25 protein-coding genes and 1 riboswitch are annotated in these 25,942 nt (G+C 38.6%); of the genes, 12 read left to right on the top strand and 13 right to left on the bottom strand.

Annotated features, from left to right (window positions below; all coding sequences use genetic code 11):
- The first annotated feature begins 15 nt into the window (after nt 1-15).
- The 3 genes from MKY30_RS05275 to MKY30_RS05265 all read left to right on the top strand — a co-directional run bounded on the left by MKY30_RS05275 (nt 16) and on the right by MKY30_RS05265 (nt 3,476).
- Complete coding sequence (locus MKY30_RS05275; protein ID WP_341085597.1) at nt 16-528, top strand: D-lyxose/D-mannose family sugar isomerase; 513 nt, start codon at nt 16-18, stop codon at nt 526-528.
- A gap of 228 nt (nt 529-756) precedes the next feature.
- Nucleotides 757-2,277, top strand: a complete 1,521-nt coding sequence (gene xylB, locus MKY30_RS05270; protein ID WP_147211436.1) for a xylulokinase — start codon at nt 757-759, stop codon at nt 2,275-2,277.
- Between the two features lie 182 nt (nt 2,278-2,459).
- A complete protein-coding gene (locus MKY30_RS05265; RefSeq protein WP_341082982.1) occupies nt 2,460-3,476 on the top strand; it encodes an oxidoreductase in 1,017 nt (338 codons plus the stop codon).
- Between the two features lie 236 nt (nt 3,477-3,712).
- Here MKY30_RS05265 and MKY30_RS05260 read toward each other — a convergent pair whose 3' ends face one another.
- The 6 genes from MKY30_RS05260 to MKY30_RS05235 all read right to left on the bottom strand — a co-directional run bounded on the left by MKY30_RS05260 (nt 3,713) and on the right by MKY30_RS05235 (nt 8,555).
- A complete protein-coding gene (locus MKY30_RS05260) occupies nt 3,713-4,537 on the bottom strand; it encodes a PTS system mannose/fructose/sorbose family transporter subunit IID (RefSeq protein WP_156986207.1) in 825 nt (274 codons plus the stop codon).
- Nucleotides 4,537-5,340 (bottom strand): PTS mannose/fructose/sorbose/N-acetylgalactosamine transporter subunit IIC, encoded by an 804-nt coding sequence (locus MKY30_RS05255; RefSeq protein WP_222595740.1) that lies wholly within the window; start codon nt 5,338-5,340, stop codon nt 4,537-4,539. The genes MKY30_RS05260 and MKY30_RS05255 overlap by 1 nt, the downstream gene beginning before the upstream one ends.
- A 2-nt stretch (nt 5,341-5,342) precedes the next feature.
- Nucleotides 5,343-5,813 (bottom strand): PTS system mannose/fructose/N-acetylgalactosamine-transporter subunit IIB, encoded by a 471-nt coding sequence (locus MKY30_RS05250; protein ID WP_341082981.1) that lies wholly within the window; start codon nt 5,811-5,813, stop codon nt 5,343-5,345.
- On the bottom strand, nt 5,794-6,228 hold the full coding sequence (locus MKY30_RS05245; protein WP_147211394.1) for a PTS sugar transporter subunit IIA: 435 nt from the start codon (nt 6,226-6,228) through the stop codon (nt 5,794-5,796). The genes MKY30_RS05250 and MKY30_RS05245 overlap by 20 nt, the downstream gene beginning before the upstream one ends.
- The gene (locus MKY30_RS05240; protein WP_341082980.1) at nt 6,225-7,310 is read right to left on the bottom strand and encodes a tyrosine-protein phosphatase; all 1,086 of its coding nucleotides are present in this window, start codon (nt 7,308-7,310) and stop codon (nt 6,225-6,227) included. Before MKY30_RS05240 ends, MKY30_RS05245 begins: the two co-directional genes overlap by 4 nt.
- A 444-nt stretch (nt 7,311-7,754) precedes the next feature.
- Nucleotides 7,755-8,555 carry a MurR/RpiR family transcriptional regulator gene (locus MKY30_RS05235; RefSeq protein WP_339283705.1) on the bottom strand — a complete coding sequence of 267 codons (801 nt, stop codon included), beginning with the start codon at nt 8,553-8,555 and terminating at the stop codon, nt 7,755-7,757.
- Nucleotides 8,556-8,731: 176 nt separating this feature from the next.
- On the opposite strand from MKY30_RS05235, the gene MKY30_RS05230 reads away from it, so the two are divergent.
- The 8 genes from MKY30_RS05230 to MKY30_RS05195 all read left to right on the top strand — a co-directional run bounded on the left by MKY30_RS05230 (nt 8,732) and on the right by MKY30_RS05195 (nt 17,214).
- Nucleotides 8,732-9,613 (top strand): LysR substrate-binding domain-containing protein, encoded by an 882-nt coding sequence (locus MKY30_RS05230; protein ID WP_445667710.1) that lies wholly within the window; start codon nt 8,732-8,734, stop codon nt 9,611-9,613.
- A gap of 105 nt (nt 9,614-9,718) precedes the next feature.
- Nucleotides 9,719-10,087 (top strand): CidA/LrgA family protein, encoded by a 369-nt coding sequence (locus tag MKY30_RS05225; protein WP_147211390.1) that lies wholly within the window; start codon nt 9,719-9,721, stop codon nt 10,085-10,087.
- A gap of 5 nt (nt 10,088-10,092) precedes the next feature.
- Nucleotides 10,093-10,758 (top strand): LrgB family protein, encoded by a 666-nt coding sequence (locus tag MKY30_RS05220; RefSeq protein ID WP_339286353.1) that lies wholly within the window; start codon nt 10,093-10,095, stop codon nt 10,756-10,758.
- Nucleotides 10,759-11,107: 349 nt separating this feature from the next.
- A complete protein-coding gene (locus tag MKY30_RS05215) occupies nt 11,108-12,091 on the top strand; it encodes a LacI family DNA-binding transcriptional regulator (protein WP_147211388.1) in 984 nt (327 codons plus the stop codon).
- A gap of 252 nt (nt 12,092-12,343) precedes the next feature.
- Nucleotides 12,344-13,189: a TIM barrel protein gene (locus MKY30_RS05210; protein WP_198048631.1), complete on the top strand. Its 846-nt coding sequence runs from the start codon at nt 12,344-12,346 to the stop codon at nt 13,187-13,189.
- Nucleotides 13,190-13,216: 27 nt separating this feature from the next.
- Nucleotides 13,217-14,317, top strand: coding sequence for a Gfo/Idh/MocA family protein (locus tag MKY30_RS05205; protein ID WP_339286352.1), 1,101 nt, complete (start codon nt 13,217-13,219; stop codon nt 14,315-14,317).
- A gap of 347 nt (nt 14,318-14,664) precedes the next feature.
- A complete protein-coding gene (locus MKY30_RS05200) occupies nt 14,665-16,047 on the top strand; it encodes an MFS transporter (protein WP_147211386.1) in 1,383 nt (460 codons plus the stop codon).
- Nucleotides 16,048-16,110: 63 nt separating this feature from the next.
- Nucleotides 16,111-17,214, top strand: coding sequence for a Gfo/Idh/MocA family protein (locus tag MKY30_RS05195; protein ID WP_147211385.1), 1,104 nt, complete (start codon nt 16,111-16,113; stop codon nt 17,212-17,214).
- Nucleotides 17,215-17,314: 100 nt separating this feature from the next.
- Here the strand turns inward: MKY30_RS05195 and MKY30_RS05190 are convergent, their stop codons facing one another.
- From MKY30_RS05190 to MKY30_RS05160, 7 genes are all read right to left on the bottom strand, one after another.
- Complete coding sequence (locus MKY30_RS05190; protein ID WP_147211384.1) at nt 17,315-17,848, bottom strand: phosphoribosyltransferase family protein; 534 nt, start codon at nt 17,846-17,848, stop codon at nt 17,315-17,317.
- A gap of 18 nt (nt 17,849-17,866) precedes the next feature.
- Complete coding sequence (locus MKY30_RS05185; protein ID WP_147211383.1) at nt 17,867-18,937, bottom strand: solute carrier family 23 protein; 1,071 nt, start codon at nt 18,935-18,937, stop codon at nt 17,867-17,869.
- Between the two features lie 208 nt (nt 18,938-19,145).
- Nucleotides 19,146-19,247: riboswitch (purine riboswitch) on the bottom strand.
- A 108-nt stretch (nt 19,248-19,355) separates the two neighbouring features.
- Nucleotides 19,356-20,408: a YkvI family membrane protein gene (locus MKY30_RS05180; RefSeq protein ID WP_147211382.1), complete on the bottom strand. Its 1,053-nt coding sequence runs from the start codon at nt 20,406-20,408 to the stop codon at nt 19,356-19,358.
- Between the two features lie 13 nt (nt 20,409-20,421).
- A complete protein-coding gene (gene menC, locus MKY30_RS05175; RefSeq protein ID WP_147211381.1) occupies nt 20,422-21,528 on the bottom strand; it encodes an o-succinylbenzoate synthase in 1,107 nt (368 codons plus the stop codon).
- On the bottom strand, nt 21,525-22,343 hold the full coding sequence (locus tag MKY30_RS05170) for a GNAT family N-acetyltransferase (RefSeq protein WP_147211380.1): 819 nt from the start codon (nt 22,341-22,343) through the stop codon (nt 21,525-21,527). The genes menC and MKY30_RS05170 overlap by 4 nt, the downstream gene beginning before the upstream one ends.
- Complete coding sequence (locus MKY30_RS05165; RefSeq protein WP_341082978.1) at nt 22,330-23,478, bottom strand: amidohydrolase; 1,149 nt, start codon at nt 23,476-23,478, stop codon at nt 22,330-22,332. Before MKY30_RS05165 ends, MKY30_RS05170 begins: the two co-directional genes overlap by 14 nt.
- A 5-nt stretch (nt 23,479-23,483) precedes the next feature.
- Nucleotides 23,484-24,353: a MurR/RpiR family transcriptional regulator gene (locus tag MKY30_RS05160; RefSeq protein ID WP_246145185.1), complete on the bottom strand. Its 870-nt coding sequence runs from the start codon at nt 24,351-24,353 to the stop codon at nt 23,484-23,486.
- A gap of 361 nt (nt 24,354-24,714) precedes the next feature.
- On the opposite strand from MKY30_RS05160, the gene MKY30_RS05155 reads away from it, so the two are divergent.
- Nucleotides 24,715-25,923: a hypothetical protein gene (locus MKY30_RS05155; RefSeq protein ID WP_341082977.1), complete on the top strand. Its 1,209-nt coding sequence runs from the start codon at nt 24,715-24,717 to the stop codon at nt 25,921-25,923.
- Nucleotides 25,924-25,942: the final 19 nt, after the last annotated feature.

Below are 25,942 nucleotides of genomic sequence, written 5' to 3'. Positions count from 1 at the left end.
GGTGTAATAATGGAAATGAAAGATTATCAAAAACAGGTCTTGGAATATTTTCAAAAAGCGGGTATCGTTCTGACCCCGCTGGAAGTAAAAAATTTAGAGATAGCGGATTTTGGGTTGAGAAATTTGCGAGAAGAAGCGCTGAATCTTGTTGTATATGAAAACAATGCAAATTATTGCGCAAAAGAAATGGTCCTGTTGCCAAATCAGACGTGTCCTGAGCATCGTCATCCACCTGTTAAAGGTAGGAAAGGGAAATTGGAGACATTTCGATGCCGTTATGGAAAAGTCTATCTCTATGTAGAAGGAGATAAATCTTCTGCTATTCAGGCAACTGTACCTGAAGGAAAAGAAGATTTTTATACAGCGCGGGAAGAACATATCCTCTATCCAGGCGATCAGTTCACGATTTCTCCTAATGTTTTGCATTGGTTTCAGGCAGGGCCAAAGGGAGCGGTAATCAGTGAGTTTTCGACAACCAGTGATGATGCCAGTGATATCTTTTCTGACCCTTCTGTTCAAAGAGTATAGTTAAAAACGGTAGTCATAGCAGCTAAGATAGAAGGAGATTCCCCTTTTTGTGAAAGATAGGATTAGACATGAGCAGCAATTTCGATCAAGAGAGAGATGCTAAGGTTAGGAAACGTGTATGCATATAGAATGGAAATCAATGCAAACGGCATATGTGCAATACGGTTCTATCTTAGCTTCTTTACTGTTATCAAATAATTATCAGGATCGGCAGGGAGCGTGGAAAAAGTGAAATATGCCATTGGAGTGGATTTGGGAACAAGTGCTGTAAAGCTTCTTTTAGTGAACCAGCAAGGGGAGATAGAACAGGTAGTATCTAAAGAATATCCGTTATTACAGGAAAAACCCGGCTATAGTGAACAGAATCCGGAAGATTGGGTTGAACAAACAATAGCTGGTTTATCAGAGCTTGTTGCTGATTTCTCCGGTGACGTAGAGGATATTGAAGGGATAAGTTTCTCAGGACAGATGCACGGGCTTATCTTACTTAACTCAAATCATGAGGTAGTCCGCCCAGCTATTCTATGGAATGATACGCGGACAACGGCAGAATGTCAGGAAATAACGGAGAAACTAGGTAAAAGCAGACTTCTCAAGGCAACGAAAAACATAGCACTGGAAGGATTTACTTTGCCGAAATTGTTATGGGTAAAAAAGAATGAGCCTGAAAATTATCAGAACTCCAGCTTGTTTTTACTTCCAAAGGATTATTTGCGCTTTCGGTTAACGGGGAAGTTACATACAGACTATTCAGATGCTGCGGGAACCCTTTTATTAGACGTAGAGAACAGATCTTGGAGCAGAGAAATCTGTGAACTATTGAATGTAAATATAAATTTATGTCCATCTCTTGTATCCTCGCATGAGATGGTGGGGATGATCCATGAAACAGTTTCGGAACGAACAGGCTTGCGTGTAGAAACAAAGGTTTTTGCAGGAGGAGCAGATAATGCCTGCGGTGCAGTAGGATCTGGTATTCTATCCGGGAACAGGACAATGGTGAGTATCGGGACATCTGGCGTTGTTTTATCGTATGAAGGGTCTGGAGACAAAAATTTTAATGGAGCTGTACATTATTTTAATCATGCTGCAGACAATGCATATTACACAATGGGCGTGACATTGGGAGCGGGTGATAGCTTATCTTGGTTTAGAAATGAATTTGCAGCAGAAACGGCTTTTGAAAAACTGTTACAAGAAGCGGAAGATGTGCCGATAGGAGCAAATGGACTACTTTTTACACCATATATAGTAGGGGAGCGCACTCCGCATGTAGATTCAACGATACGCGGCAGTTTTATTGGCATAGACCGGTCACATGAACGCAGTAATTTTACCAGAGCAGTCATAGAAGGAATTACATTCTCTTTGAATGAATCTCTGGAGCTGTTTAGACAGGAAGGTAAGAAAATAGATACTGTTGTATCTGTTGGTGGTGGAGCGAAAAGCAATCTATGGCTGCAAATTCAAGCAGATATTTTTGGTGTAGATGTAATTAAGTTAAACAGTGAACAAGGTCCTGGATTAGGAGCAGCAATGCTGGCAGCTTATGGGCTAGGATGGTTTCCTTCATTGGCGAGCTGTGCAAATGAATTTTTAGAAGAAAAACAAATAGTAAAGCCAATCAGAGATAATGTAACAATGTACAGCAAATTATTTACACTCTACCAATCTATCTATGCAAATACCAAGCAGATCAATCATGAGCTGATGGTATATCGAAGCGGAACAGTTAATAAACATGATTGAGAAAAGATATTTATCCAGGCTTTTTTAACAAATTGATATGCAATAAAAGAAGTGCCTGCTTTCAAGATAATCTATCAATTGAAGGAGGTACTTTTTGTCATGCTGTATGAAGTCTTTGACCCAAACCCGGTTATAAGTAATAATAGAAGAAAATGCATATAAATCTATTTTAGGAGGCCGCTATGCTTACAATCGGTTATATAGGAAATGGAAAAAGCACAAACAGATACCATTTGCCATTCGTACTGCAAAGAGAGAATATAAAGGTGAAAACAATTTATCGGAGAAACCCTGACCATGATAACTGGGATAAGATTAAAGGGGTTCATTATACTTCTGATTTAAATGAACTATTACAGGATGAGGAAATTCAACTCATTGTGATTTGCACAAAACACGACAGTCACTATGAATACGCAAAACTTGTATTAGAACATAATAAGCACTGTCTGGTCGAAAAGCCTTTTATGGAAACCTCCGAACAGGCAAAAGAAATATTTGCGTTGGCAAAAGAGAAAGGGTTAATTGTACAGGCATATCAAAACAGACGTTTTGATAGTGATTTTTTAACTGTTCAAAAAGTGATAGAAGAAGGGAAAATCGGGGACTTGCTGGAGGTGGAAATGCACTATGACTATTACCGCCCTGAAGTGCCGGAGTCTGCCGATTCCTTTGACCCCAATTCATCATTTCTATATGGACATGGCTGTCATACGCTGGATCAGGTTATCAGCTATTTCGGCAAACCGGATGATATCCGTTATGAGGTGAAACAATTGCTGGGGCAGGGAAGAATGAATGACTATTTCGATCTCGATCTATATTACGGCAGGTTAAAAGTATCTGTGAAATCCAGTTATTTCAGGCTGAAAGAAAGACCGAGCTTTGTTGTCCATGGTAACAAAGGGTGCTTTATCAAAGAAACAAAGGATCGTCAGGAAGAGCACTTAAAGCTATTTTATATGCCTGATAATAAGGATTTTGGTATAGATACCATCCATCATTACGGTGTACTGACTTATATTGATGAAGAAGGGACCATTCATGAAGAAAAGGTGCCATCCGTCAATGGAGATTACGGAAGAGTATACGATGATGTGTACGAAGCTGTGATAAATGGGAAGGATAAAACTATTACAGATGAGCAAACGCTGCTGCAAATGGAAATGTTAGAAAACGGGGTAAAAAATTTAAAGTAAAAAAGAAGAATGATGGGGTAATGCAGACTGATAGAACCTGGGTGAACAAACTAAATTGTTTATCCAGGTTTTTGGATGTGTAAAACATATAACCGTGCGATTCTTAGCAAGGAACCGCGATGACAGTAAAAAAAGCCTGAAACGAAGATTTTCCAACGTTTCAGGCTTTGAGCTTCACTAATATTTTTAAAATGTTAATGACGCCATATTTTATCCAATTATCTGTAAGCCATCCTCTATAAGATTCCAAAATAAGTTAAGGCTATTGTCAGAAGCATCATAATGACAATAATCATGGCCGCGTGAGAGCCTTTTGTTTTCTTGAGAACATGGTAAACAGTAATCGTAACTGCCAGACTTAAAACAGATGGCATAATTTGATCAAGCATTTCCTGGATAGCAATGACGTTCTCTCCAACTTCACCGGTGACACTGGACCCCGTTGATATTTCTAAGGGGGTCTGCACCTTGATTATCGTTGAAATAAGTGCGCCGACGACCATCAGTCCAACGACATTAGCCATCGTGGAAATTCTTTGAATTAAATTGCTTTCCTGGTTGTCATTCAAAAAGCCAATACCCTTTTTGTATCCATATACAATAGCATAATATCTAAGGCCAATGTTCACGATATTATAAAGAATAAACATCAGAATAGGTCCAATAATACTTCCGCTGAAAGCTAAGGATGCTCCGATACTGCCGATGATTGGTACCCATGTGAATTTAATCAGACTGTCACCCAGTCCCGCCAATGGACCCATGAGACCAGTTTTCAATGAATTAATTCCTTCTTTTTCATCTGGTCCTGTTGATTCCTCCATAGCAGCCGTAACTGCTAAGATTACTGCATCACCGTTTACATGAGAATTATAAAATTGAGCGTGTCGTCTCATTGCATCGGATAATTCTTCTTTATCGGTATATGTTTTTTCTAATACAGGAGCAATGGCACGCATAAATCCGACACCCTGTAATGTTTCATAGTTCAATGTGATTCGCATGGTGTTTAATCGCATGAACAACTTCCATAAATCTCTTTTAGTCAGTTTTTGTTCCATTACAGATCATACTCCTCTTCTCCTGTATTTTTGGATGATTCATTCGCTCCATTTGCGCCTGCTGCCGTTTTGCGTGTAATCATTTCATAGAAATATGCAAACACAATCGCGATTAAAGTCATTGGAAGAATATCTAATCCTAAGTAGGAAGAAAAAACAAATCCGAGAATTAAGAACATCCAAAGCTCAAACTTTTTAAGCATTGCAAGCATTAATAAGGCAATACCTACAGCCGGAATGATACTGCCGGCGGTTTCCAATCCGTTAATGACAAAGGTTGGCAAAGCATCTACAGCCGACTGAATTGCCCCAGCGCCGAAATAAAGAGCTATAAATGTAGGGACAGCACGAGCTGCACCAGTTAACAATGCTGGTGGATAGATTAACCAGAAGGTCCCTTTCACATCGGCGTTGTCGGCCAGCCGTTTTGCCCAGCTATTTAATGAAACGTTGATTGTCTGTATTAATACCAGTAATTGCTGAGCTAAAATAGAAGTCGGGATAGCTAGAGTAATCGCAGTTGCAACCGCTGTTTCGATACTTCCATTTGTACTCATAATAGCTAATGAAGTACTGATAATTGTCCCTGTAATCAGGTCAGGTGCCATATATGCGCCTACATTTCCAATACCCATCCACATTATTTCAAGAGTCGCGCCGATTGCCAGCCCAGCTTGAACATCTCCTAAAATAAACCCGATAATTGGTGCGATTAATAATGGTCTTCGAAACATTTTTGTACTTACATCATCAATTCCGAGAATAAAAGCTATTAAGGTAATTACAATAATAGTCATGGTCATGACTAAATCACCTCATTCATTTTTACACGTGCTTCACTAGGTACCATTTGAATCGTAATATCTATATCCTTCGCAAGTAATCTTTCAAAGGAAGCTTTTTCTTCCGGAGTCAGTGATACTGCTTTTGTATATTGGGTACGTTCTACGTTTCCACGCATTCCGCCAACATTCAGGCTTGGAATCTCATAGTCTGCATTAACCAGCTTCTCTACATCAAATGGTGAAGAAAACAGCAGCATGGTGTTCCGGGAAAGCGGGTTTTTTTGAATAACCTCCAGGAATTTTTCAGGTGAAAAAATATGCAGTTTAATATTGCTCGGTGCACTCATTTTCAACACATTTGATTGAATTTTATCCTGTGCAACGGTTTCGTTTAAAATAATTACCTGTTCAATACTGTGAACATTCACCCATGTGGTTACGACTTGGCCATGAATTAACCGGTCATCAATTCTACAAAATTTCACACTCATCTTCATCTTCTCCTTTATTTAATTGTTCTGTTATATTTGTAAAACCATCCTGATAGGTGCTTTTCAAGGATTCTGCAATTTCATCCAGGCTTCTGTCCCTGTTACTAAATAAATCAAGCAGCATTGGCAGGTTTAAACCGCTGACAGCTAAGACATTCTCTTCAGAAAGCACGATTCTCCCGCTCATATTAGAGGGAGTCCCTCCAAAAATATCTACTAAAATAACGGTTCCTGCGCTGCGGTCTAATTTATTTAATTCTTCCGCAAGCTCCTTTTCAGCATCTGCCAATGTTAAGTCCATACTTACTATGACAACACCACAATTATCCTGCTCTCCAACAATCATTTCTGCGCTTTTCAATGCATGCTTGGCAAACTCTCCGTGACTCGCAACAAGTACTGCTACTTGACTCATTTTGCAACACTCTCCTCCAGATATATCTCTCTCATTCTTTCTATTTGTTCCTCTGTCAGTCCAAAATGTTGAATCATATAGGCATCTACTGATTCATAAAGCTCTTTCAATCTATCAATACTGGCCTTCACATATTCTTCTCTAGTTTCAATCATCGCCATGAGATAATCTAAATAGTTTTGATTCGATGTTAGTGCACTGTAGTGCTGATATTTCAGCTGATTTCTTTCTCTTCTGATAATTCCTGTAAGAACATAATCTCGTATGATTTCTTCTTCTTTCACATTTAACAGCAGTAGTAAGAACATAGAGCCTAAGCCTGTCCGGTCTTTTCCTCCTCTGCAATGATGAACCAGCGGGATATTTTCACTGTCTGCACAGATACGAAGAAATTTTCCGTAAGCATTTTTGGCTTCGTCGGAATCAATTAATTTACGGTAATCTTCAATGACATTTTCACCATTGCCATTAATATATTCAGGATCAATTTCCCCTTTTTCTAAAGCGCTTACAAGTTTAACGTTTTCGCTATGCAAATCGATCGCATTGGCTGCTGCTTCCGAGAAGCTTGAATGTGGATCGCAATGATAAGTGTTTGCTACACTTGGTATTTCTACATTTGGATTTATGTTGCGTTCATGATCCGAACGATAATCGACAATGGTTTTCAAATTCATTCGTTCCAGCAGCTTTACATCATCTGTATCTAATTTTGATAATTGATCGCCCCGAAATAGCAGTCCCCATTTTGTAACTTTGCCATCATTCGTTTCATAGCCGCCCATATCCCGGATGTTAATCGCTCCATGTAATTGGATGACACGCTCTGAAAAGATATTAGTCTTAAACTCACCGGATTTAATTAAAAAATAATACGGTCCTTCCGCTACAGGTAACGAAACTGTAAACTCGCCTGTTGAGCTGGTAACGAGTAATTTATTGATTTTTTCTGCTTCCGGTCCTCTGCCGACATATAATTGATACTCTGATTTTGATGCGTTTGCTAATCGTATTGTTAGCTGATTATCGTTCCTCTGTATTTCTATATTTGAAATTGTGTATGGTTGTTTGTATTCCCCCACAAAATACCTCCTTTAGTGCTGCTCTTGAATTTATACATATCATAAACTATGATAATTATTATTTCAATATGTAATTTACGATAATAATTACCAAAAATGTGCGTGGAATTAGCGTTTTTACAATTCTTTTTGCAAAAGAGGCTCCTATTTATTTAAGAAATATAAAGTGAAACTTCATTCAGTGGAGGTTTTCTTTTCATCCTCCACTTGACATAAGGAACAAAGGCTAAATTCGCGACGTCGTGTCGCAACGCCTTTATGACCTACGTCCTATAGGCCCGAACCAATCGGGCCGTTACTGGCTGTTGACCTCCTATATAGAATATTTAATTTTACTCTATTCATGAAGTGGGAGTCTTACAGCCAGTTACACTGCGATAAAAAAAGAACTTGAAAATAATTTTCCTTTTCTCAAGTTCCCGCGCAATATTTTTTAATATTTTTTTATAAATCTCCAACAATTTCTCTTGTTTTGAGTGTTTTATCTTTAAATTCTTCATCCTCCAGAAGAAAGGTGGTAATAACATCCATTAAATAAACCATGGAAAATTGCGAGTTAGAAAATTTTTCATCATGGACAAAACGGGTGTTATATACATAAAATACCAGATCACTTAATTTAGAAACGGGGTTTTCGAAATAACCGGTGATAGAGACAATGGTTGCTCCATTTTTTTTGGCTTCCGTAAGAGTTTCTACAATGGAATGGGTAGTACCGCTGTTTGAAATAGCTATATATAAGTCTCCCGGCTTGGCTATACTTGCCTGCATAAGCATCCATAAAGGGTCTGAATAACTTTTGGCCGTTAACCCCATCCGCATTAATCGGATGCTGAAAAGGTCTGCGGTAACACCAGAGCTGCTAATGCCGATGATATTAATATTGGCTGCCTTTTTTATTAAGCTCAGGAACTCTTTAATCTTATTTATGTCAATTAACCGCTGTGTATTTTTTATGACATTTTGGTAGTATACAAGCACTTCGTCAGCGATTCCATGTGTTTCCTGGTTCTCTTCAGGATCTGCTTTAGCATTGATAAGAAATTTCATATCCGAATAATTATTACAGCCAATTCTTTTTACAAATCTTGTAATGGATGCATTAGAAGTACCTGTTCTGTTTGCCAGTTCTCCAATTTTCATATTGTTAATCTCATGGCTGCAGCGCAGTATATAATCAGCAATTTTCTTTTCTTGTTTGGAAAAGTTCAGATAGTCTTCTTGAATCTTCATTAAAATATCCATGGTTGTCTCCTTTCAACAGATGCGTAAAATGCTTTAGTTATCATTATAACGTGAGTGGATATTTGCAGGAAGGATTAATGAAATATTTCATTTAATTGAGAACAGGATAAGTATGGCATTAATCGTTTTTTGAAAAATGATATATTGGTTATAGTAAAAAAACGGAGGTGACAATTTTGGAATTAAAACAATTACTTTATTTCAAGGAAGTAGCGAAGCATAAAAGCATTACAAAAGCTGCACAGCAAATACATATTTCTCAACCGGCACTAAGCAAGTCTATCAAGGCTTTGGAGGAGGAGCTTGAGGCGATTCTGATTATCCGGACTAACAAGAAGATAGACTTAACAGATGCGGGAAATATGGTGTTAGAATACACAAAGGAAATAACAGGATTAGTAGATGAAATGAAATTGACGTTAAACGATTTAACTAATTTTTCGGTGGGTCAGCTCAATATTGGACTGCCTCCGTTTATCGGGAGTCTGTTTTTCCCGAAGGTTATGAAGAATTTTCATCGCAGTTATCCCAACATCAAATTAGATATTACCGAATATGGGGGAGCGAGGGTTGTAAAAAGTGTAGAAGAGGGAGAGTTTGAGCTTGGTGTGGCAGTACTTCCTATAGATGAGCAGATTTTCGATGTTTATCCCATCGTGGAGGAAGAAATGAAGCTGATTGTCCATAAAAATCATCCACTGGCTTCTTTTAAAGAAGTGGATGTAAAGGATCTAAGGGATGAAGAATTTATTTTTTACCATGAGGACTTTGCCTTAAACCAAATTGTACGAAATCATTTCTTTATTACGGCAGGTTTTGAACCTAAAATTTTATTTAAGAGTATGCAGTGGGATCTAATGTCTGAGATGGTAGCAGCTAATTTGGGAATAGCCATTTTACCGCAATCAATCTGTAACCGTCTGTTTACGAAGGATATTAATATTATCAGTCTTAAACCGACTATCCTGTGGAAACTGGCTGTCATTACAAAAAAAGGGAAATACATTTCCAATGCAGGAAGGAAATTCATTGATTTTATTTTAACCGATTCATTATAACTTTAAGTTATGAAAAGTATGATTAATATGTATTTTACGAATAGAGTAAAGCAGCGTAATATGGTTATTAGTTAATTTGAAATGAAGGAAAAGAAGGGGAAGTGGATGAAAATAATAGGGGTTATTTTACAAATAGGCTTTTTACATGTTTTTCTCTTCTTAGGAATAGCATTAAAATACTTTATTCCTTTGCCAATCCCGTCTTCTATGCTTGGATTGTTTCTATTGTTTGTGGCGTTGTGCTGCAATATAATCAAGCTGGAATGGGTAGAGCAGGGTGCTAAATGGCTAATGGCCGAGCTGCTGCTCTTCTTCATCCCTTCGGCAGTAGGAATTGTGAATTACCAACAGATTTTCAGTTTGCAGGGGATAGGAATTGTATTTTTGATTCTTATCAGTACGATGATTGTCATGGGTGTCACGGCCTTAACTGCAGAAAAAGTATCTGCTAAAAGAAAGGAGGAAGGGCATTGATCATTGTGGTATTTACTATTGTAACGTATTTGATTTATTTACTTTCCAAAAAGATTTATAAAAAAATAACCATAGCTGCCTTTCATCCATTGCTGCTGGCGCCAATCCTATTGATTGTGTTAATTACTATCACACATGTGTCTGCCAATCAATATTTGCAGGGCTCGAAATTATTGTCGCATATGCTGGCACCAGCTACAGTTGCATTTGCCGTTCCAATTTATAAGAATTTAGCTATTATAAAAAAATATATAGGAACAATTGCTGTCAGCATTACGGTTGGTACGCTTGTGGCTATGATTTCGACTTTTTTGTTATCAAAGTTAATTCATTTGAGTGATGATTTTATTGTATCTATTCTTCCGAGATCAATTACAACCCCTATTGCAATGGAGGTATCTAAAGAAATTGGAGGGCTGCCGGCATTGACAACAGTTTTTGTTATTATAACTGGGATAGCAGGAGGGATTGTTGGTCCTAAAGTGCTGAAGTGGCTATCCATCAAGACACCGATTGCGAAGGGACTGGCTTTAGGAATGGGGGCACATGGTGTCGGTACGAGTAAAGCATTGGAATATGGAAAACAGGAATCCGTTTTTTCTTCGTTAGCCATGATTTTTGCAGCCCTGATTACACTGGTTTGGGGGACATTGTTAACTACCTTTATTTAGAGTAAAAAATATTGTCATTTTCATACATTTAAAGCTATTATGTTCTGAGATTTTTCAACGAATTAATATACAAATGAAGAAGTACCTCTGCCGACAGGATAAATCTATCTATGGAAGGAGGTACTTTTTTCATACTTGATGGGATTATCCAAGTTCTTTATATGTACAACAAAAAAACTAAAATGAAAAATGTTTAATGTCTCAGGCTATATTGAACAGATGCTCTTTCAATTATATAAAATTGATTGTATGATAATAAAGATAAGAAAAATCAACTATATTCAAAAATTTCAATGGCAGATGAAAAATATTATGTAATCGATTACTTTTAAGAATGGAGGAGATACTAATGGCTACTATACAGGAGGTTGCCAAATATGCAGGTGTTTCTGTTGCTACAGTTTCACGTGTGATTAATACCCCGGATAAAGTTAGAAAACATACGCAGTTTAAAGTTCAAAATGCAATCAGAGAGTTAAATTATGAACCCAGTGTTTTGGGAAGAAGCTTAAGAACATCTCAAACCAGGCTTTTCTTGGTGCTTTTACCCAGTATTTCCAACCCGTTTTACGCGCAAATAATAAATGGTATTCAAAATAAAGCAATCGAATCTGGATATAATATTCTTTTGTGTGAAACAGACTCAGATCCTGCTAGAGAAGTTATATTCTTTAATATGATTAAAAATAAACTGGCTGACGGCATAATTTCAATGGATCCTACAGTGAATAAGGAGAGATTAATTGAGCTTTCCACTAAATATCCAATTGTGCAGTGTAGTGAATATGCTAAAGATAATACCCTGTCTTATGTAACGATTGACAGTGAGCGGGCAGCATATCAAGCTGTTAAGCATTTAATCAAGCTGGGACATAAAAAAATAGGGCTTATCAATTTTGATAAAAAATTTCTTTATGCATCAGAACGATACAGAGGATATGAAAAAGCGCTAAAGGAATTTGACTTGGAAATTAAAGATGATTGGATTTATAATACAAAGCATCTAAATTTTGAGTCGGGACAGCAGGCAATGAGGGTCCTGTTGAACCAGGCCGATCGGCCAACTGCTGTTTTTGCTGTTTCAGACGTATTAGCAGTAGGAGCGTTGAAAGAGTTACATATTAATCAGTTGAGGGTACCGGAAGAAATGGCTTTGTTTGGCTTTGATAATATTGAATTTTCGAATGTAGTATATCCTCCCTTAACTACGGTAGCACAACCAATGTATGATATGGGCAGTATTTCAGTTCAGATGCTTATGAGTAAGATTAGAGGAGAAGAAGTAGAAAGCCTAGTTTTGGACCACCATTTAATAATTCGTGAGACCACCTGAAGGGACTTATTAATAATAAATATTGGTAAATAATGAAAAAACTGATAAATTTGAATTTTAGCTTGACATTATTTTTAAGGAGCTATAGACTTTTGAGTAATCGATTACATTTGCTGAAATTTGAGTGTAAACTATCTTTAATGTTTAAGAATACTAATATCAATCTTTGAAAAAAGGTAGTATAGCCTGGATGGTTGCGATTAATTAAAAATAAAAATGTAATCGATTACAAAAAAGGAAAAGGGGATGCATATGACATTATCTATGGGATTGCAGTTGTTTTCAGTACGTGATGAGTTGGCAAAGGATTATTTCTCTACATTAAAAAAGATTGCTGATATTGGCTATCGGAATTTAGAATTTTTTATCCATGATGCTGATAAAGAGATGAAGATAGAAGGCCTGGAAGCGAAAGATTTAAAAAATAGATTAGAAGAGCTGGGACTTAAGGCGATTTCTATGCATGTATCACCTCTTACTGATGAAATTATAGAAGAGGCAATAACTTATAATTTAGAGCTGGGAAGTGGAGGCATAGGCTGTTCAATTGCATTTTTCAGTAATAAACAAGAGGTTTTAGAGTTCAGTAAAACACTAAACAAATATGGACAAAAGTGTAAGGAGAAGGGTCTTGACTTTTATTACCATAACCATTTTCAAGAGTTTCAAAAATTCGATGGAGAATACGTTCTTGATATTATACTGAAAAACACCGATCCTGAGCTGGTTAAACTGGAATTTGATACTTATTGGACATTAAGGGGCGGCGTAGACCCTGTAGACTATCTTAAAAAAGTAAAAGAGAGATGTAAAATTATTCATCAGAAGGATATGCCGTCATCAACGAATCCGGTGAACGCTTTTGAAAGCATAGATGAGAATGCGGTCATTGATTTTGATGCTTTCATTCCATTCTCCCAGCCAGAGTATTTCACAGAAATTGGAGATGGAATGATGGAAATTCCAGAAATTATTAAAACGGCGGAGGATATTGGAAGTGCAGAATATATCTTAGTAGAACAGGATTTAACAACTAGAAATCAACTAGAGAGTATTGAAATCAGTTACAAAAATTTAAAAAACATGCTAAATGAATAGTTATTTTGGAGGCTGATACATTTGAATATAGATAATAAGTTGAAAATAGCCATTATTGGATGTGGAGGTATCGCTCTGCAGAAGCATCTTCCTGCTCTTGTAAAGCTTACGGATAAAACAGAACTGGTTGGTTTTTGTGATGTCATAAAAGAAAGAGCTGAACAAGCATTAAAGGAATATGGAAGTAGTGAAGCAAAAGCATACACAGATTACAAGAACATGCTGGAAGAAATAGATATTGATGTAGTTCATGTGTGTACACCTAATATATCTCATGCAGAAATTACAATTTATTCATTGGAAGCCGGAAAGCATGTTATGTGCGAAAAACCCATGGCTATTAATTCTAAAGAAGCGGAACAAATGCTGGAAACGGCACGGCGGACAGGTAAAAAACTAACCATAGGTTATCAAAATCGTTTCCGTCAGGACTCCATTATGCTGCATGAGGCGTGTAAGAATGATGAACTGGGTGATATATATTTAACAAAAGCACATGCGGTAAGAAGAAGAGGTGTACCGACATGGGGCGTTTTCCCTGATAAGGAAAAACAGGGAGGAGGGCCGCTGATCGATATTGGAACACATGCATTAGATCTAGCACTATGGTGTATGAACAATTATAAGCCTAAAAGTGTATTTGGTTCGACTTATCAGAAACTGAAAGATAGACCTGAAGGAAACATGTTTGGTCATTGGGACCCAGAGTCATTTGAGACTGAAGATTCGGCTTTTGGTTTTATAAAAATGGAAAATGGTGCAACAATCTTTCTGGAATCTGCATGGGCTCTCAATATGGTAAATACAAAAGAAGCGCAAGTAACCCTTTGTGGTACAAAAGGCGGTGCAGAAATGTTTGGTGAAGCATTTTTAGATAAAGGTTACGTTGTATTTAATCATGTTGCTCATAATCAATTAGTGGAGACAACGCCGTCGGGAGCTGGAGGAATATACGGTTTTTCAGGGGAGACTCTTGAGCAGAGAGATGCAGAAGCAACCCAATGGATTGATAGTATTTTAAATGATACGGAGCCTTTGGTAAAACCAGAAGAAGCTTTCGTTGTTACACAAATTTTAGAAGCAATTTATAAGTCTGCAGAGACTGGACAAGTTGTTGAATTAAATTAAACATTATTTATTGTACCCAAGAATGTATTGTGATAACTGTACGTAGAAAAAGAAGAAACGAAGCAGAGGGCAGCCCGAGAAAAGGTTCATTTAATCGTTACTCGGGCTATCTTTATGAGGATGTTCAAAAAGTTCCCAAATGATAAGCGGCGAATCTCTGCGTTGACGTGACTTTTCCGTTACTCACGTATTTAAAAGCATACGCTCCGTTCGGAAAAGTCACGTCGCCTGGATCTTCTTGCTTCTAATTTGACTACTTTTTAAACACGCATTTTATATGAAAAACTTGTTCTTAAGCAGATAAATTTCAGATGGAAAAATAATTTTAGGAGAGGTGGAGAGACGTATTGGCAGAATTAAATGTTAGTCCTGCAGTGCCGGAAATAAAAAAAGGAAAACCGGAAAAATTAGGAATGCTGGAAAAAGTCAGTTATGGTTTTGGCGATTTAGCTTCAAATTTTGTTTGGGGAATGACAACAAGTTATCTGCTCTTCTTTTATACAGACGTTTTTGGGATATCAGCTGCAGTGGTTGGGACGCTTTTTCTAATTACAAGAATTTGGGATGCTGTGAATGACCCTATTATGGGTATTATTGTAGATAAAACAAATTCAAAACATGGAAAAGCCAGGCCCTATATATTATACTTAGCAGTTCCGTTCGCGATTTTGAGTGTTCTGACATTTATAACTCCTGATTTTTCAAATACAGGAAAAATAATTTATGCGTATGTTACTTATTTTCTATTAGGTATGATTTATACAGGGATCAATTTGCCTTATGGAGCATTATTGCCTCTTATGACCAGGGATTCCATTGAGAAGTCCAAATTAGGCAGTTTTCGAATGATGGGACTCGCTGCCGGATCAATTGCGGTCTCTGCTCTTACACTTCCGCTGGTTGATTTATTGGGAAATGGTAACCAGCAGCTGGGGTTCCCTATTACGATGGCTCTTTATTCAGTAGTTGGCGTTGTTTTATTTATGTTTACTTTTAAGTTTTGCAAGGAACGTTTTACGGAACCTGTTGATAAAAATAATCCGATAGTGTTTAGAAAAGCTGCGGTCAACATGTTTAAAAACCAACCCTGGTTGATGGTGGCAGTCAATTCTTTGATTTATTTTCTGCGTATCGGTCTATTCTTTGGGGTGTTAATATACTATGTAACTTATGTATTAGAACAGCCGCAAATGGTTCCGCTATATTTAACTCTGGCAAATGTCGCGAATTTTGTAGGAGGAGCCATTGCCCCTTTTATTCTTAAACGATTGGGCAATAGAAATGGGAGTATTATTTTACTGACACTTTGTGTTCCGTTATTTATTGCCATGCTCTTATTGGAAAATGGATCATTTACTGTTTTTACAACAGTCTTTTTCATCGCATTTACTTTTATTGGTGTTAATGGTGCTGCAAACTTTGCTTTATTAGCAGATTCTATCGACTATCAGGAGTGGAAATATGGGCAAAGAACAGATGGATTACTGTACTCTGCTTATAGTTTTGCCACTAAATTTGGTATTGCCATTGGATCGGCTGCAGTGGCATATGCTCTGGCGTGGGCAGGATATAACCCTGACGCTATTACTGCTTCTGCTCAGGATATGATAAGAGTTATTATGTATGCTGGTTTGATTGTCCTGACTATTGCTCAAATTATAGCTCTCTTTTTTTACAAATTGGATAAATTTCACGCTTCTATTGTTGCTGATTTAAGGAACAGGGACTAAAATAATTAGATTATGAAGAGTTTAAAATAGGCTTTTTAAAAGTAGAAAGAAAGGATCTTAAATATGCAAAAAATAAATGTGGGAATTATCGGTTGTGGAAATATTAGTTCTATTTATTTTGAGAATTTGAAAGCGTTTTATAACATAGAGGTATTAGCTTGTGCTGATTTAGATATTTCCAGAGCTGAGGAGAAAGCACAGGAATTTAGTATACCGGCAGCTTGTACGGTTGAAGAGCTCTTAGCTAATCCGGATATTGAATTAGTAGTTAATTTGACCAATCCGAATTCACATGCGGAAATTCATCTTAAAACACTTGATGCTGGCAAGCATAGCTATAGTGAAAAACCTTTAGCAACAGAATTAAAAGATGGCGAAGAGATTATGCGTTTGGCAAAAGAAAAGAATCTGTTAGTTGGGGTAGCTCCAGATACTTTTTTAGGTGCCGGAATTCAAACAGCACGTAAATTAATTGATGACGGATGGATAGGCGCTCCCCTTGCTGCTACTGCATTTATGATGTACCGTGGACCGGAAAGCTTTCATCCAAGCCCGGGATTTTTATATCAGCAAGGGGCGGGACCGCTATTTGATATGGGACCTTATTATTTAACTGCACTAGCTGCTTTGTTAGGGCCGATAAAGAGTGTGGCAGGTATGGCAAAGATATCCTCTCCTAAGCGGGTAATTACTGGAGAAATTAACTACGGTGAAGAAATCGATGTCGATGTACCGACACATGTAGCAGGTTTATTGGATTTCCAAAACGGAGCGATAGGTACACTTATTACGAGTTTTGATGTGTGGGGAACGAGAAGCTCTAATATTGAAATTCATGGTACCACCGGCAGTCTTATCGTTCCGGATCCTAATAATTTTTCTGGTTCAGTTTACGTGAAAAAACAGGGCCAATTAGATTTTGAAGAAGTACCGCTTACACATAGCTTCAGAGGAAATAGCAGGGGAATAGGAGTTTTAGACATGGCTGATGCTATCCTCAGGCAAAGGCAGCATCGGGCAGATGGTTTACTTGGCCTTCATGTATTAGAAGCAATGCAGGGATTATATACTTCCAGCAAGGATCAGAAATATTATAATATGAAATCGAATTTTGAGACGCCTTCTACTTTACCAATGGATATTTTAAAGAGCGGGAAAGGTATCTAAAGGCAAGCCGGCAAATAATTCAGGCTTATCATTCTAATCAAAAACATCCGGATCTAAAACAAAATTTCGTTTTAGGATTCGGATGTTTTTATATTCTTACCTAAAATAAAGGCAATTCCTCTAAAAAGATAATATCTTTCCTTTCGGCAGCACTGCCCTCTGCTAAAAGAGCAGCTTTTGCTGTAACATTTGCACCTGCTCCTTCCAAAAGCTCCTCCAGAGCACGTACAGATTCACCTGTACTGATTACATCATCGATAATGGCAACTCTTTTTCCATGAAGTAAATCAGCATCTTTTCCATCAAGACACAAGGTCTGTTCCTTTTGTGTTGTAATGGAGGTTACCTTTTTAATCAGCGGGTTCTGCATATAAGGTTTAATGCTTTTTCTCGCAACAATGTATTTATCCATTTTTAACACTTTTGAAATTTCATGAATTAACGGGATACCTTTTGCTTCAGCTGTTACGATATAGTCAATTTCCGGCAGCTTTTCTGCTAATAATGGAGCAAGATAAGTGACTAATTCCGTATCTCCCAGAATATCAAAACTGGCAATCTTTAAATCCTCTGCTACAGCAACTATTGGCAATACTCTTTTCAAGCCTTTTATATCAATCTCAAATGTTTTCATTCTGTCCACCTCGTTTTATTAGAATCCGAATAAATTAATTAAGAACTGCATGACGACACCTGCGACCATACCGACAAAAGGATCGGTGATGGATGTTACCACAATCGTAGTTGCTCCGACGATGCCGCCAGAACCATCTGCTGTTAAAGATTCGATTGCATTACCCGGTAATGTAACGATTGCTCCCAGAACAAACAAGAAGCCTGCAATCGATGCGGTCGGTATGTATTTCCCTATTTTCGGCAGGATGCCAAAAAGAAGAATAATTGCCATGATAACCATCATTAAGACGCCTGACCAGACGGCATGAGGAGCGCTGGCTGTGGCAGAAATAACAACTTCAACAGGACCGCCGCCGAATAGAGCAGAGACCATAGAAGCAACACCGCTGATGACAGTAAGAACATCAAGATTTAAGCTTTTTTCAGCAATCGCACTATTAATATTACCAAAGGCGATATTAGCACCAATGTTTAAACAGGCCAATGCCAGAGCTCCACGGATAACAGCTGGATTAAAAACAAAGGGCTGGAGTGCTATCTTCTCTTTAGGAAGAGATTGAGCTGCGCCGGCAGTATCATTTTTGTGAACAAAATAGTAAATCAAGCTGGAAAGAATCACTGAAACGGCGATGGTATAAACGAGATCCTGCGTCGCAATATAAGTAACCAGTGCACTGGCAAAGGAGATAATTCCAGCCAGTCTATCTTTCTTAGCCATATCCCAGGCTACCTTTGTCAGCATCAGACCAACTCCTGCCATCATACCTGTTGTAACAACGGGGCCAATCCATTCCACGATGCGCTCCAGTAAACCGAAGGCACCAATGATCACCATGAAACAGGCTCCAAAGAAAAGCATAGACAGCCTTTCCTTCATATTTTTCCCTAACGTACCGGCAACAGTAATAGACTCTGCTTGAAATGAAATGACTGCTACTGTTCCAGTAAAGGCATTTCCCACAGCTCCGACAATAAATGCTAAAGCAGTAGGGACTGAAGCAAAGCCGAATGCTAATGCTAACAGGCCTTGAGGCAGTCCATTCAGCACACCGCTTAATGCTGCCAGAATATCCTTTAAAATATCCATGCATTTCCTCCATTTGCACCCGCATATCTGCATTAATTAAATAGAGGTTGGTTTTATCAGTAATTATAATAGAATGATCCCAGCCGCCAATTAGATGTAATCAGGTTGTATATAGAAAAAGCCGCCTATTTTAGATAGACGACCAGATAACTAGAATCAACAACAAAAAATCAGTACACTCCGTGTGTACTTGCTCAGTCAGTGTGTTCTATTATAATTAACCGTCCATAGTAGAGTAATTATCGGTTACTCTGTAGAGACTCCCGGACCATATTACCAGGAATATACGGGGTGCTATTTATTTTTTGATTACGAATAAAATTTATCACAATAAAATGATAAAGACAATAAGAATTGATAATTACTTTAAAAGAAGATATTTTAAATAGCTTTGTTTTGAGAATGCCGCTTCAAATATTTATACCTTGGCCTTACCTCTTCTGAACCAGGCAATAATCGCTGCAATAATCAAAGCAAATCCCAGATAACCCATCGTAGAATATACCTTTCCGACAAGTGTTGTAAATCCGGCAAAACTTGCCACAAATCCAAGTAACCCAATAATAACCACAGCAGGCTTATAGGCTTTTCTATCAGGTGCGATAAATCGTACGGTAAAGGAGTAAAACATACCAACTGCCGTATTATACATCATACCAAGCAGGGCAATGGCCATCAGAATACCAACAATAGGGTGAATTTGTTCCGCTAATGCAAGGGTTGGCATGTCCATTCCCGCAACTACATCTATTTTTACGAACATACCGATGTGAATCAGGATAATTAAACCGCCAAGCATAACGCCTCCTAAAATACCTCCAAGACCGGCAATTTTACGGTCTTTCTCGCCGCCGCTCATAACGATTAGCAATGCTGCACCTGCTGCCAGGTTGTAAGATACATAGAGAAAAGCACTTAACAGCCAGTTCGATGCTGCAGAAGTTTGTTCTTTTGCTATGGCATCTGCTTCAGTAAGGGATAAATCCATTGTGAAAATAGAATAGATTAAAATGATAAAGATAATCGCAATTAAATAAGGTGTAATGGCTGCGATGATGCCGATAATCTTTTGTGTATTTAATAGTAATGTCAGAATAGTCAATGCCACCATAATGATGCTTCCTGCCATTGTATTAATTCCAAACATTTGCTCAAAGGTGGATCCGGAGCCAGCAAACATAACGACGGCTACACCGAATAAGAAAAAGGTAATCAAGATATCCAATATTGCTCCGATATAACGTCCGCCTATATAATAAATAACGCCTTTATGGGAGGCTGCCTGCAGGTCGGTTCCCAGCTGGGCAAAGGTGTAGCCTAAAAAGACGAAGAGAAGGGTGGCGATAATTCCGCCGACTGTTCCCCAAATACCAAAACTGGTAAAGTATTGCATAACTTCCTGCCCTGATGCAAATCCAGCTCCGACAATAAGACCAACAAAGGCGCTTCCTATTTGAAAACTCTTTTTCATCTGACTATCTCCCTTATCTGTAATCTTTCTTTGCTACGGTGTAAGCCTCTACAGCTTCCCGGTCTACTTCATAACCAATTCCAGCTTCTGTTGGAACGGTAATATAACCATTTTCTGCAACAACTTCCGGTGTAATAATATCTTTTTCCCAGTAGCGGCTGGATCCGGCAGTATCACCAGGTAAAATAAAGTTTGGCAGAGTTGTTAAGGCAACATTATGTGAACGGCCGATTCCTGATTCCAGCATACCGCCGCACCACACTGGAATACCGTTTTCTGCACAGTAATCGTGGATTTTCTTCGCTTCAGTTAATCCGCCGACCCGGCCGATTTTAATATTAATAATTTTTGTGCTTCCGAGCTCGACTGCTTTACGTGCATCTTCTAATGAGTGAATGCTTTCGTCTAGGCAGATTGGTGTTTTGAGTTCCTTTTGCAATTTTGCATGATCAATAATATCGTCGGATGCTAATGGCTGTTCAATCATAGTCAGGTCAAAGTCATCTAACTGTTTTAACAGGTCAATATCCGCTAAACGATAGGCAGAATTAGCATCTGCCATAATGGCTGTGTCCGGGAATTTTTCACGTAATGTACGCATCACATCTACATCCCAGCCGGGCTTAATTTTTACTTTCATGCGTTTATAGCCTTCTTGAATGTAGCCATCTACTAATTTGACGAGATCATTAATGGATTTTTGAATGCCGATACTGATACCGACCTCAATTTTTTCTTTTGCTCCGCCTAATACTTTTGCGAGAGGCTGGTTGGTCTGCTGTGCATAAATGTCCCAGACGGCTCCTTCGAGTGTTGATTTTGCCATGTTATTTTTCCGGATGGCTGAAAAGATTTCATTTACTTCATCAGGGTGTTTTAATTCTTTATTTAAAATAAGCGGGATTAGAAAATCCTCCAGCATGTGCCAGTTGGTTTGCAATGTTTCCTCATTATACCAAGGTGCGTGAAATGCAACAGATTCCCCCCAGCCGATGGTGCCATCCTCATCTTTTGCTTCCAGTAATAAAAAGTCCCGGTTCGTAAATGTGCCAAAGCTTGTAGTGAAAGGTGCTTTTAATTTCATTTGCAAATGACGAATAGTAATTTCTTTTATTTTCATGATTGATCTCCTCCAAGGTCTAAGTTTTCTTTCCTTACAAAAATATATTTTCCGTAGTTTTCAAGGGCTTTCAGTCGTACAGCTGCGTAGCCAGCCTTAAAAAGTTTCTGAAACAATTCCCTTGTCTGCAGTCTCCAATCCATCGCTAAATCTTGACTTGCTGCTTTTAGACCTTGAAAATCCTTAGGTATATTGATGGAATAGGAATATTCAGTTAATTCAGGTGGTTGTTTTCCTTTGTGAAAGGCGGGTAAGCCTGCCTGATTATAGGTTAGTGTATTTAAAGCTATCGGGTTTTCTGGGTTTACCAATTGTTTTTCAACCACGTATGGGCTTTTCAGATGCCAATGGATTTCAAAGCGGTCTGAAGGAAGCCCTTTATTAAAGCCATCCTGCATTTCGCCGTAACAATTTTCAATATAGGTGTTGCAAATACCGTTCAGCTTGGTGAGATTAAGATAGGCATTACGTGTTTCCAGCGGATCATATGTCCACTTCATCATGTCATAACCTTTCTGGATGGCGATTTCCCGTTGTCTTTGCTTCAGCGTTTCTCCGATACCCTGGGAACGGTATGCCGAGTCAATACCAAGCATATGAGAGCATAGATAGCTTTTGCCGTTATCGAAGCCTGCAAATCCATAGCTGAAGCCGACTAGTTTGCTGTCTGCATAAGCTCCGACAATGATGCCTCCGTTTTTGACTGCGGTAAGCGTCTGGTGGGTGGGGAGAGTTGCCATTCCCCACACTCTTCCTTCAAGCTCTTGCATTTGTTCCATTTCTGCCATTGTTTTCAGTTCTTTATATTGAATCATTTTGGATCGCTTCTTTCTTTGTCTGTTGTAATGCCAGAACAAGTGCCCGTGTAATAATTTCAGCTCCGGTCGGCAGGCGTTTTCGATTAAATGTCATTTTTGGATGATGGAGTCCTGGTGTAACCCCGCATCCGAGACCAAGCATCGTTGTTTGCAGCTGCGGCTTGGAATACGTATAAAAATGAAAATCTTCTCCACCTGGTGTAATGACTTCCGGCGCGCAATTTTCTTCTCCTGCCACATCGATAATTGCCTGCTTCATAATGGATTTGGCTGTGGCGTCCACTTGAGCTGCAGCAATATGTGCATCTACTTTGTAATCAATGGAAACATCATACAGTGTACTGACAGCTTTAACAGCCTTTTCAAAGCCTGCGGTCAAAGCATCCATTGTTTCATTTGTTTGTGCCCGTGCATCAATACTGAATGCTGCACTGCCCGGAATGATATTTGTTGATGTTCCGCCTGCCTGTATTTGTGTCATTTTGATAGAAGCAGATTCAGCAGGGCTGATCCAAATACGCTTAAGGCCGTCAATCAGCGCTGCTGCAGCCTCAATAGCATTTGCTCCCTGCTCCGGTCTTGCACCGTGTGCTTCTGCACCATGGATCTCTCCAGTGAAAAGCTTAGCTGCGCCATGATGCAGTGCTGGTGCGTAGGTTCCATCTTCTAATTCTATGAGAGGGCGGACATGTGTACCGAATAAAAACTGGAGCGGATCGATAACACCCTGATCAACAAAAGCCTTTGCCCCCTGTGCCTTTTCTTCGGCCGGTTGGAAAAGGATGCGAACAGCTCCTGGCAAGGTAGGCTCGAGCTCTTTTAATAAAAGGACAGCACCGAGAGCTACGGTCATATGACCATCATGACCGCATGAATGGTTTGCCTGGAATGCTCCATCGACCTCTTGCCATAAAGCATCTATATCGGTTCTGAACCCAACCTTGGGAGTCCCTTTCCCGATGTCTACATATAATCCTGTCATATTATCAAATGTATGCGGTTCTAAACCCTGCTGGCGCAAAAAACGCACCAGATATGCTGTTGTTTCTACTTCGTTCCAGCTTATTTCCGGGTTCTTATGAAAATGCTCAAAGATTGGCTGTAATCGTTCTGCTAATTGTTGATTTGTCATTACTCTCAACTCCATCTGTCAGAAATAAAACTATTGTTAAAATCATCGAAGTTCACGCGCTGCTTATCATAATAATCCGGATCAAATGTCATCATTCCTGTTACCATTAAATTAAGGAAGGAAATAAGTGATGGCATTAAATCAATTGTTGATTTTTCGGTTTGCTCCAATATAAAAGCATGGGTACAGTGTTTTTGAATCGGCGCCAGCTTGGAATCAGTTATGGCAAGCACAGTTACTCCCTGATTATGAAGGGCTTCTGCGATATGAATCGGTTCTTTAAAGTAGCGGTGTAAGGAAATAACGATGACGACAGAGTCCTCATCTATTTCCTGCATTGTCCGAATAAGCTCCGGTGTATCTGTTTGAATAATTGATACATTTGGCCTCAGGATATTTAATGTAAAATGGAGCCACTGGACAGGGAACTGTGATGCACCGGCTCCGATAATATATATTTTTTTTGCTTGATGTAATTGATGAGTGGCTTTATAGAATAATTCTTTATCTATTTGTTTAGCAATTCTGTCAATTTGCGCTATATCTTTTTCCATTGCTTTCTCAATCAGATGGTGATCATTAAACAGCTTCCTTTTAGCTGAAAAATAATTCCCCAGTGTACTGACACTATTTTGGTTAAAAACAAATAAGGTGATTTTCTTTTGCAGCTGCGCGTAGCCCTCAAGCCCAAGTGCATAACAGAAGCGAATAACTGTTGTTTCACTTGTGTCGGCCTTCTTTCCAACCTCAGCTGCGGAATGTGTACCAACAAAGGTTGGATTATTTAATACGAAATTCGCTACCTTTTGCTGTTTTTTTGATAAGGTATTAAAATGCATTTCAATTAATTCTTTAATTGGTTGGTCATTTTCCAAAAAGAAGTCCCTCCTTCATTTTTAAGAAAAAGAAGTTTAAACTTTTTAAAACTTTAACATAAATATAGAGGGATAACAAGTAATTTTCAGAAAAAATAATATAGAGTTATTATTATGACAGCGTATCCAGATGCTGATGAATTATGAGGAAAAGGGCAAATTCAGGTTAGTAGAAGTTTTATTTTTAATAAAGATGTATTTTTTCAAGGTTAATTAATATTTATTACATGATGGGTAAGGTTAGACAGAAGTCAGATTCATTTTAATTCTAGGAGTGAAGTGTTTAATCTTTCCGTTTTTCGGTTAAAGGAACATAGTTATACCAGAAGATAGCAGACAAAAAAATAGAGGTGAAACTAATTTGAGTGAAACAACAGAATATATCGGTCTAATAACTGCACCTGGTTATCCAAAAGAAATAGGAGCAAGGCTGCAAAATGAATTGCCATCATTGCTGGATTATTATGTAAAAGAAGAAGTAGAATGGAAAATTGATTATATAGAAGATCCCTTGCTCGGCGTGGGAGCAAATTCTAAAGAAATACTGGAGGCAACAAAGGAAAAGAAAGAGGAGAAGGAATGGGATTATGCGGTCTGTCTGACGGACATTCCATTGTTTATAGAAAATCGAATGATTGTGGCTGAGGCAAATGAGGATGAAAATATAGCGCTGATTAGCATGCCCAGCTTTGGCTCTACCTTTATGATCAGGCGTTTGCGGGAATCTATCATGCAGCTCGTTAATGAAATGTACTATGGGAGCTCAGAGGAGAGCCGGGAGCGTTCTGCATTGCGTATTGAGTCAAAGAGAAGCAAGCATAAAGGGATTGATGTGGATGATTCGAAAAATCTAATGACGAGCAGATTTCTTGGCTGGCTGTCTCCGCTTAAGCGTGAAACACCAAATGATGGGGAAGAGGAATACCTGGATGTGCGTTTTACAGTCGGACGCAGAGGAAGTATTTCTATCCGTTTATTGGCTGGAATGGTACGAGCCAATCGGCCCTGGTCTCTGTTTCCGTCGTTTATGAAAATCCTGATCATTGCTTTTGCTACGGGTTCTTATGCACTTGTTTTTCCAACCCTGTGGCTATTAAGCGAGCATTATACGATTTTCAGAATGTGTTTGCTTACTGTCTTTTCTATATTGGCGATGACAGTATGGATTATTTTGATTCATCGGTTATGGGAGAGGAAGCGGGATCAGAATATCAGCTATGTGCGAAGGCTGTATAATGCGACGACATTTTTTACTTTATTGATTACGGTGTGTATTTACTATGTCATGCTGTTTGGTTTATTCCTTGTCGGTGTATTTGTTTTTATTCCAATGGGGATGCTGGAGGATCAGCTTACGGGGACCCCAGGGCTAAGTAATTATTTCTATATTGCCTGGATTGCTGCCAGTGTGGCTACAGTTATTGGTGCGCTGGGTACAGCGTTAGAGGATGAAGATGTTGTGCTGAATGCGACTTATGGCTATCGGCAGCGTCAGCGCCAGGAGCGGTTGAAAAAGGAAAGGGAGAAGGAAGAGGAGGAGAATAAGGAGAAAGAATCATTTACCAACTAACATAAAAAGGAAGAACAGC

The sequence above is a fragment of the Oceanobacillus sp. FSL W8-0428 genome (assembly GCF_038004405.1).
GTDB lineage: Bacteria > Bacillota > Bacilli > Bacillales > Amphibacillaceae > Oceanobacillus > Oceanobacillus sojae.
Note: the sequence above shows the minus strand (reverse complement) of the source record. Positions and strands in the feature narration are given on the sequence as shown.

Bases quoted from the DNA above. Each gene is read 5' to 3' on its own strand.
- MKY30_RS05275 (WP_341085597.1), top strand. From the start codon at position 16: ATGAAAGATTATCAAAAACAGGTCTTGGAATATTTTCAAAAAGCGGGT.
- MKY30_RS05265 (WP_341082982.1), top strand. From the start codon at position 2,460: ATGCTTACAATCGGTTATATAGGAAATGGAAAAAGCACAAACAGATAC.
- MKY30_RS05260 (WP_156986207.1), bottom strand. From the start codon at position 4,537: ATGGAACAAAAACTGACTAAAAGAGATTTATGGAAGTTGTTCATGCGA.
- MKY30_RS05255 (WP_222595740.1), bottom strand. From the start codon at position 5,340: ATGACCATGACTATTATTGTAATTACCTTAATAGCTTTTATTCTCGGA.
- MKY30_RS05250 (WP_341082981.1), bottom strand. From the start codon at position 5,813: ATGAGTGTGAAATTTTGTAGAATTGATGACCGGTTAATTCATGGCCAA.
- MKY30_RS05245 (WP_147211394.1), bottom strand. From the start codon at position 6,228: ATGAGTCAAGTAGCAGTACTTGTTGCGAGTCACGGAGAGTTTGCCAAG.
- MKY30_RS05235 (WP_339283705.1), bottom strand. From the start codon at position 8,555: ATGGATATTTTAATGAAGATTCAAGAAGACTATCTGAACTTTTCCAAA.
- MKY30_RS05225 (WP_147211390.1), top strand. From the start codon at position 9,719: ATGAAAATAATAGGGGTTATTTTACAAATAGGCTTTTTACATGTTTTT.
- MKY30_RS05215 (WP_147211388.1), top strand. From the start codon at position 11,108: ATGGCTACTATACAGGAGGTTGCCAAATATGCAGGTGTTTCTGTTGCT.
- MKY30_RS05210 (WP_198048631.1), top strand. From the start codon at position 12,344: ATGACATTATCTATGGGATTGCAGTTGTTTTCAGTACGTGATGAGTTG.
- MKY30_RS05195 (WP_147211385.1), top strand. From the start codon at position 16,111: ATGCAAAAAATAAATGTGGGAATTATCGGTTGTGGAAATATTAGTTCT.
- MKY30_RS05190 (WP_147211384.1), bottom strand. From the start codon at position 17,848: ATGAAAACATTTGAGATTGATATAAAAGGCTTGAAAAGAGTATTGCCA.
- MKY30_RS05185 (WP_147211383.1), bottom strand. From the start codon at position 18,937: ATGGATATTTTAAAGGATATTCTGGCAGCATTAAGCGGTGTGCTGAAT.
- MKY30_RS05180 (WP_147211382.1), bottom strand. From the start codon at position 20,408: ATGAAAAAGAGTTTTCAAATAGGAAGCGCCTTTGTTGGTCTTATTGTC.
- menC (WP_147211381.1), bottom strand. From the start codon at position 21,528: ATGAAAATAAAAGAAATTACTATTCGTCATTTGCAAATGAAATTAAAA.
- MKY30_RS05170 (WP_147211380.1), bottom strand. From the start codon at position 22,343: ATGATTCAATATAAAGAACTGAAAACAATGGCAGAAATGGAACAAATG.
- MKY30_RS05165 (WP_341082978.1), bottom strand. From the start codon at position 23,478: ATGACAAATCAACAATTAGCAGAACGATTACAGCCAATCTTTGAGCAT.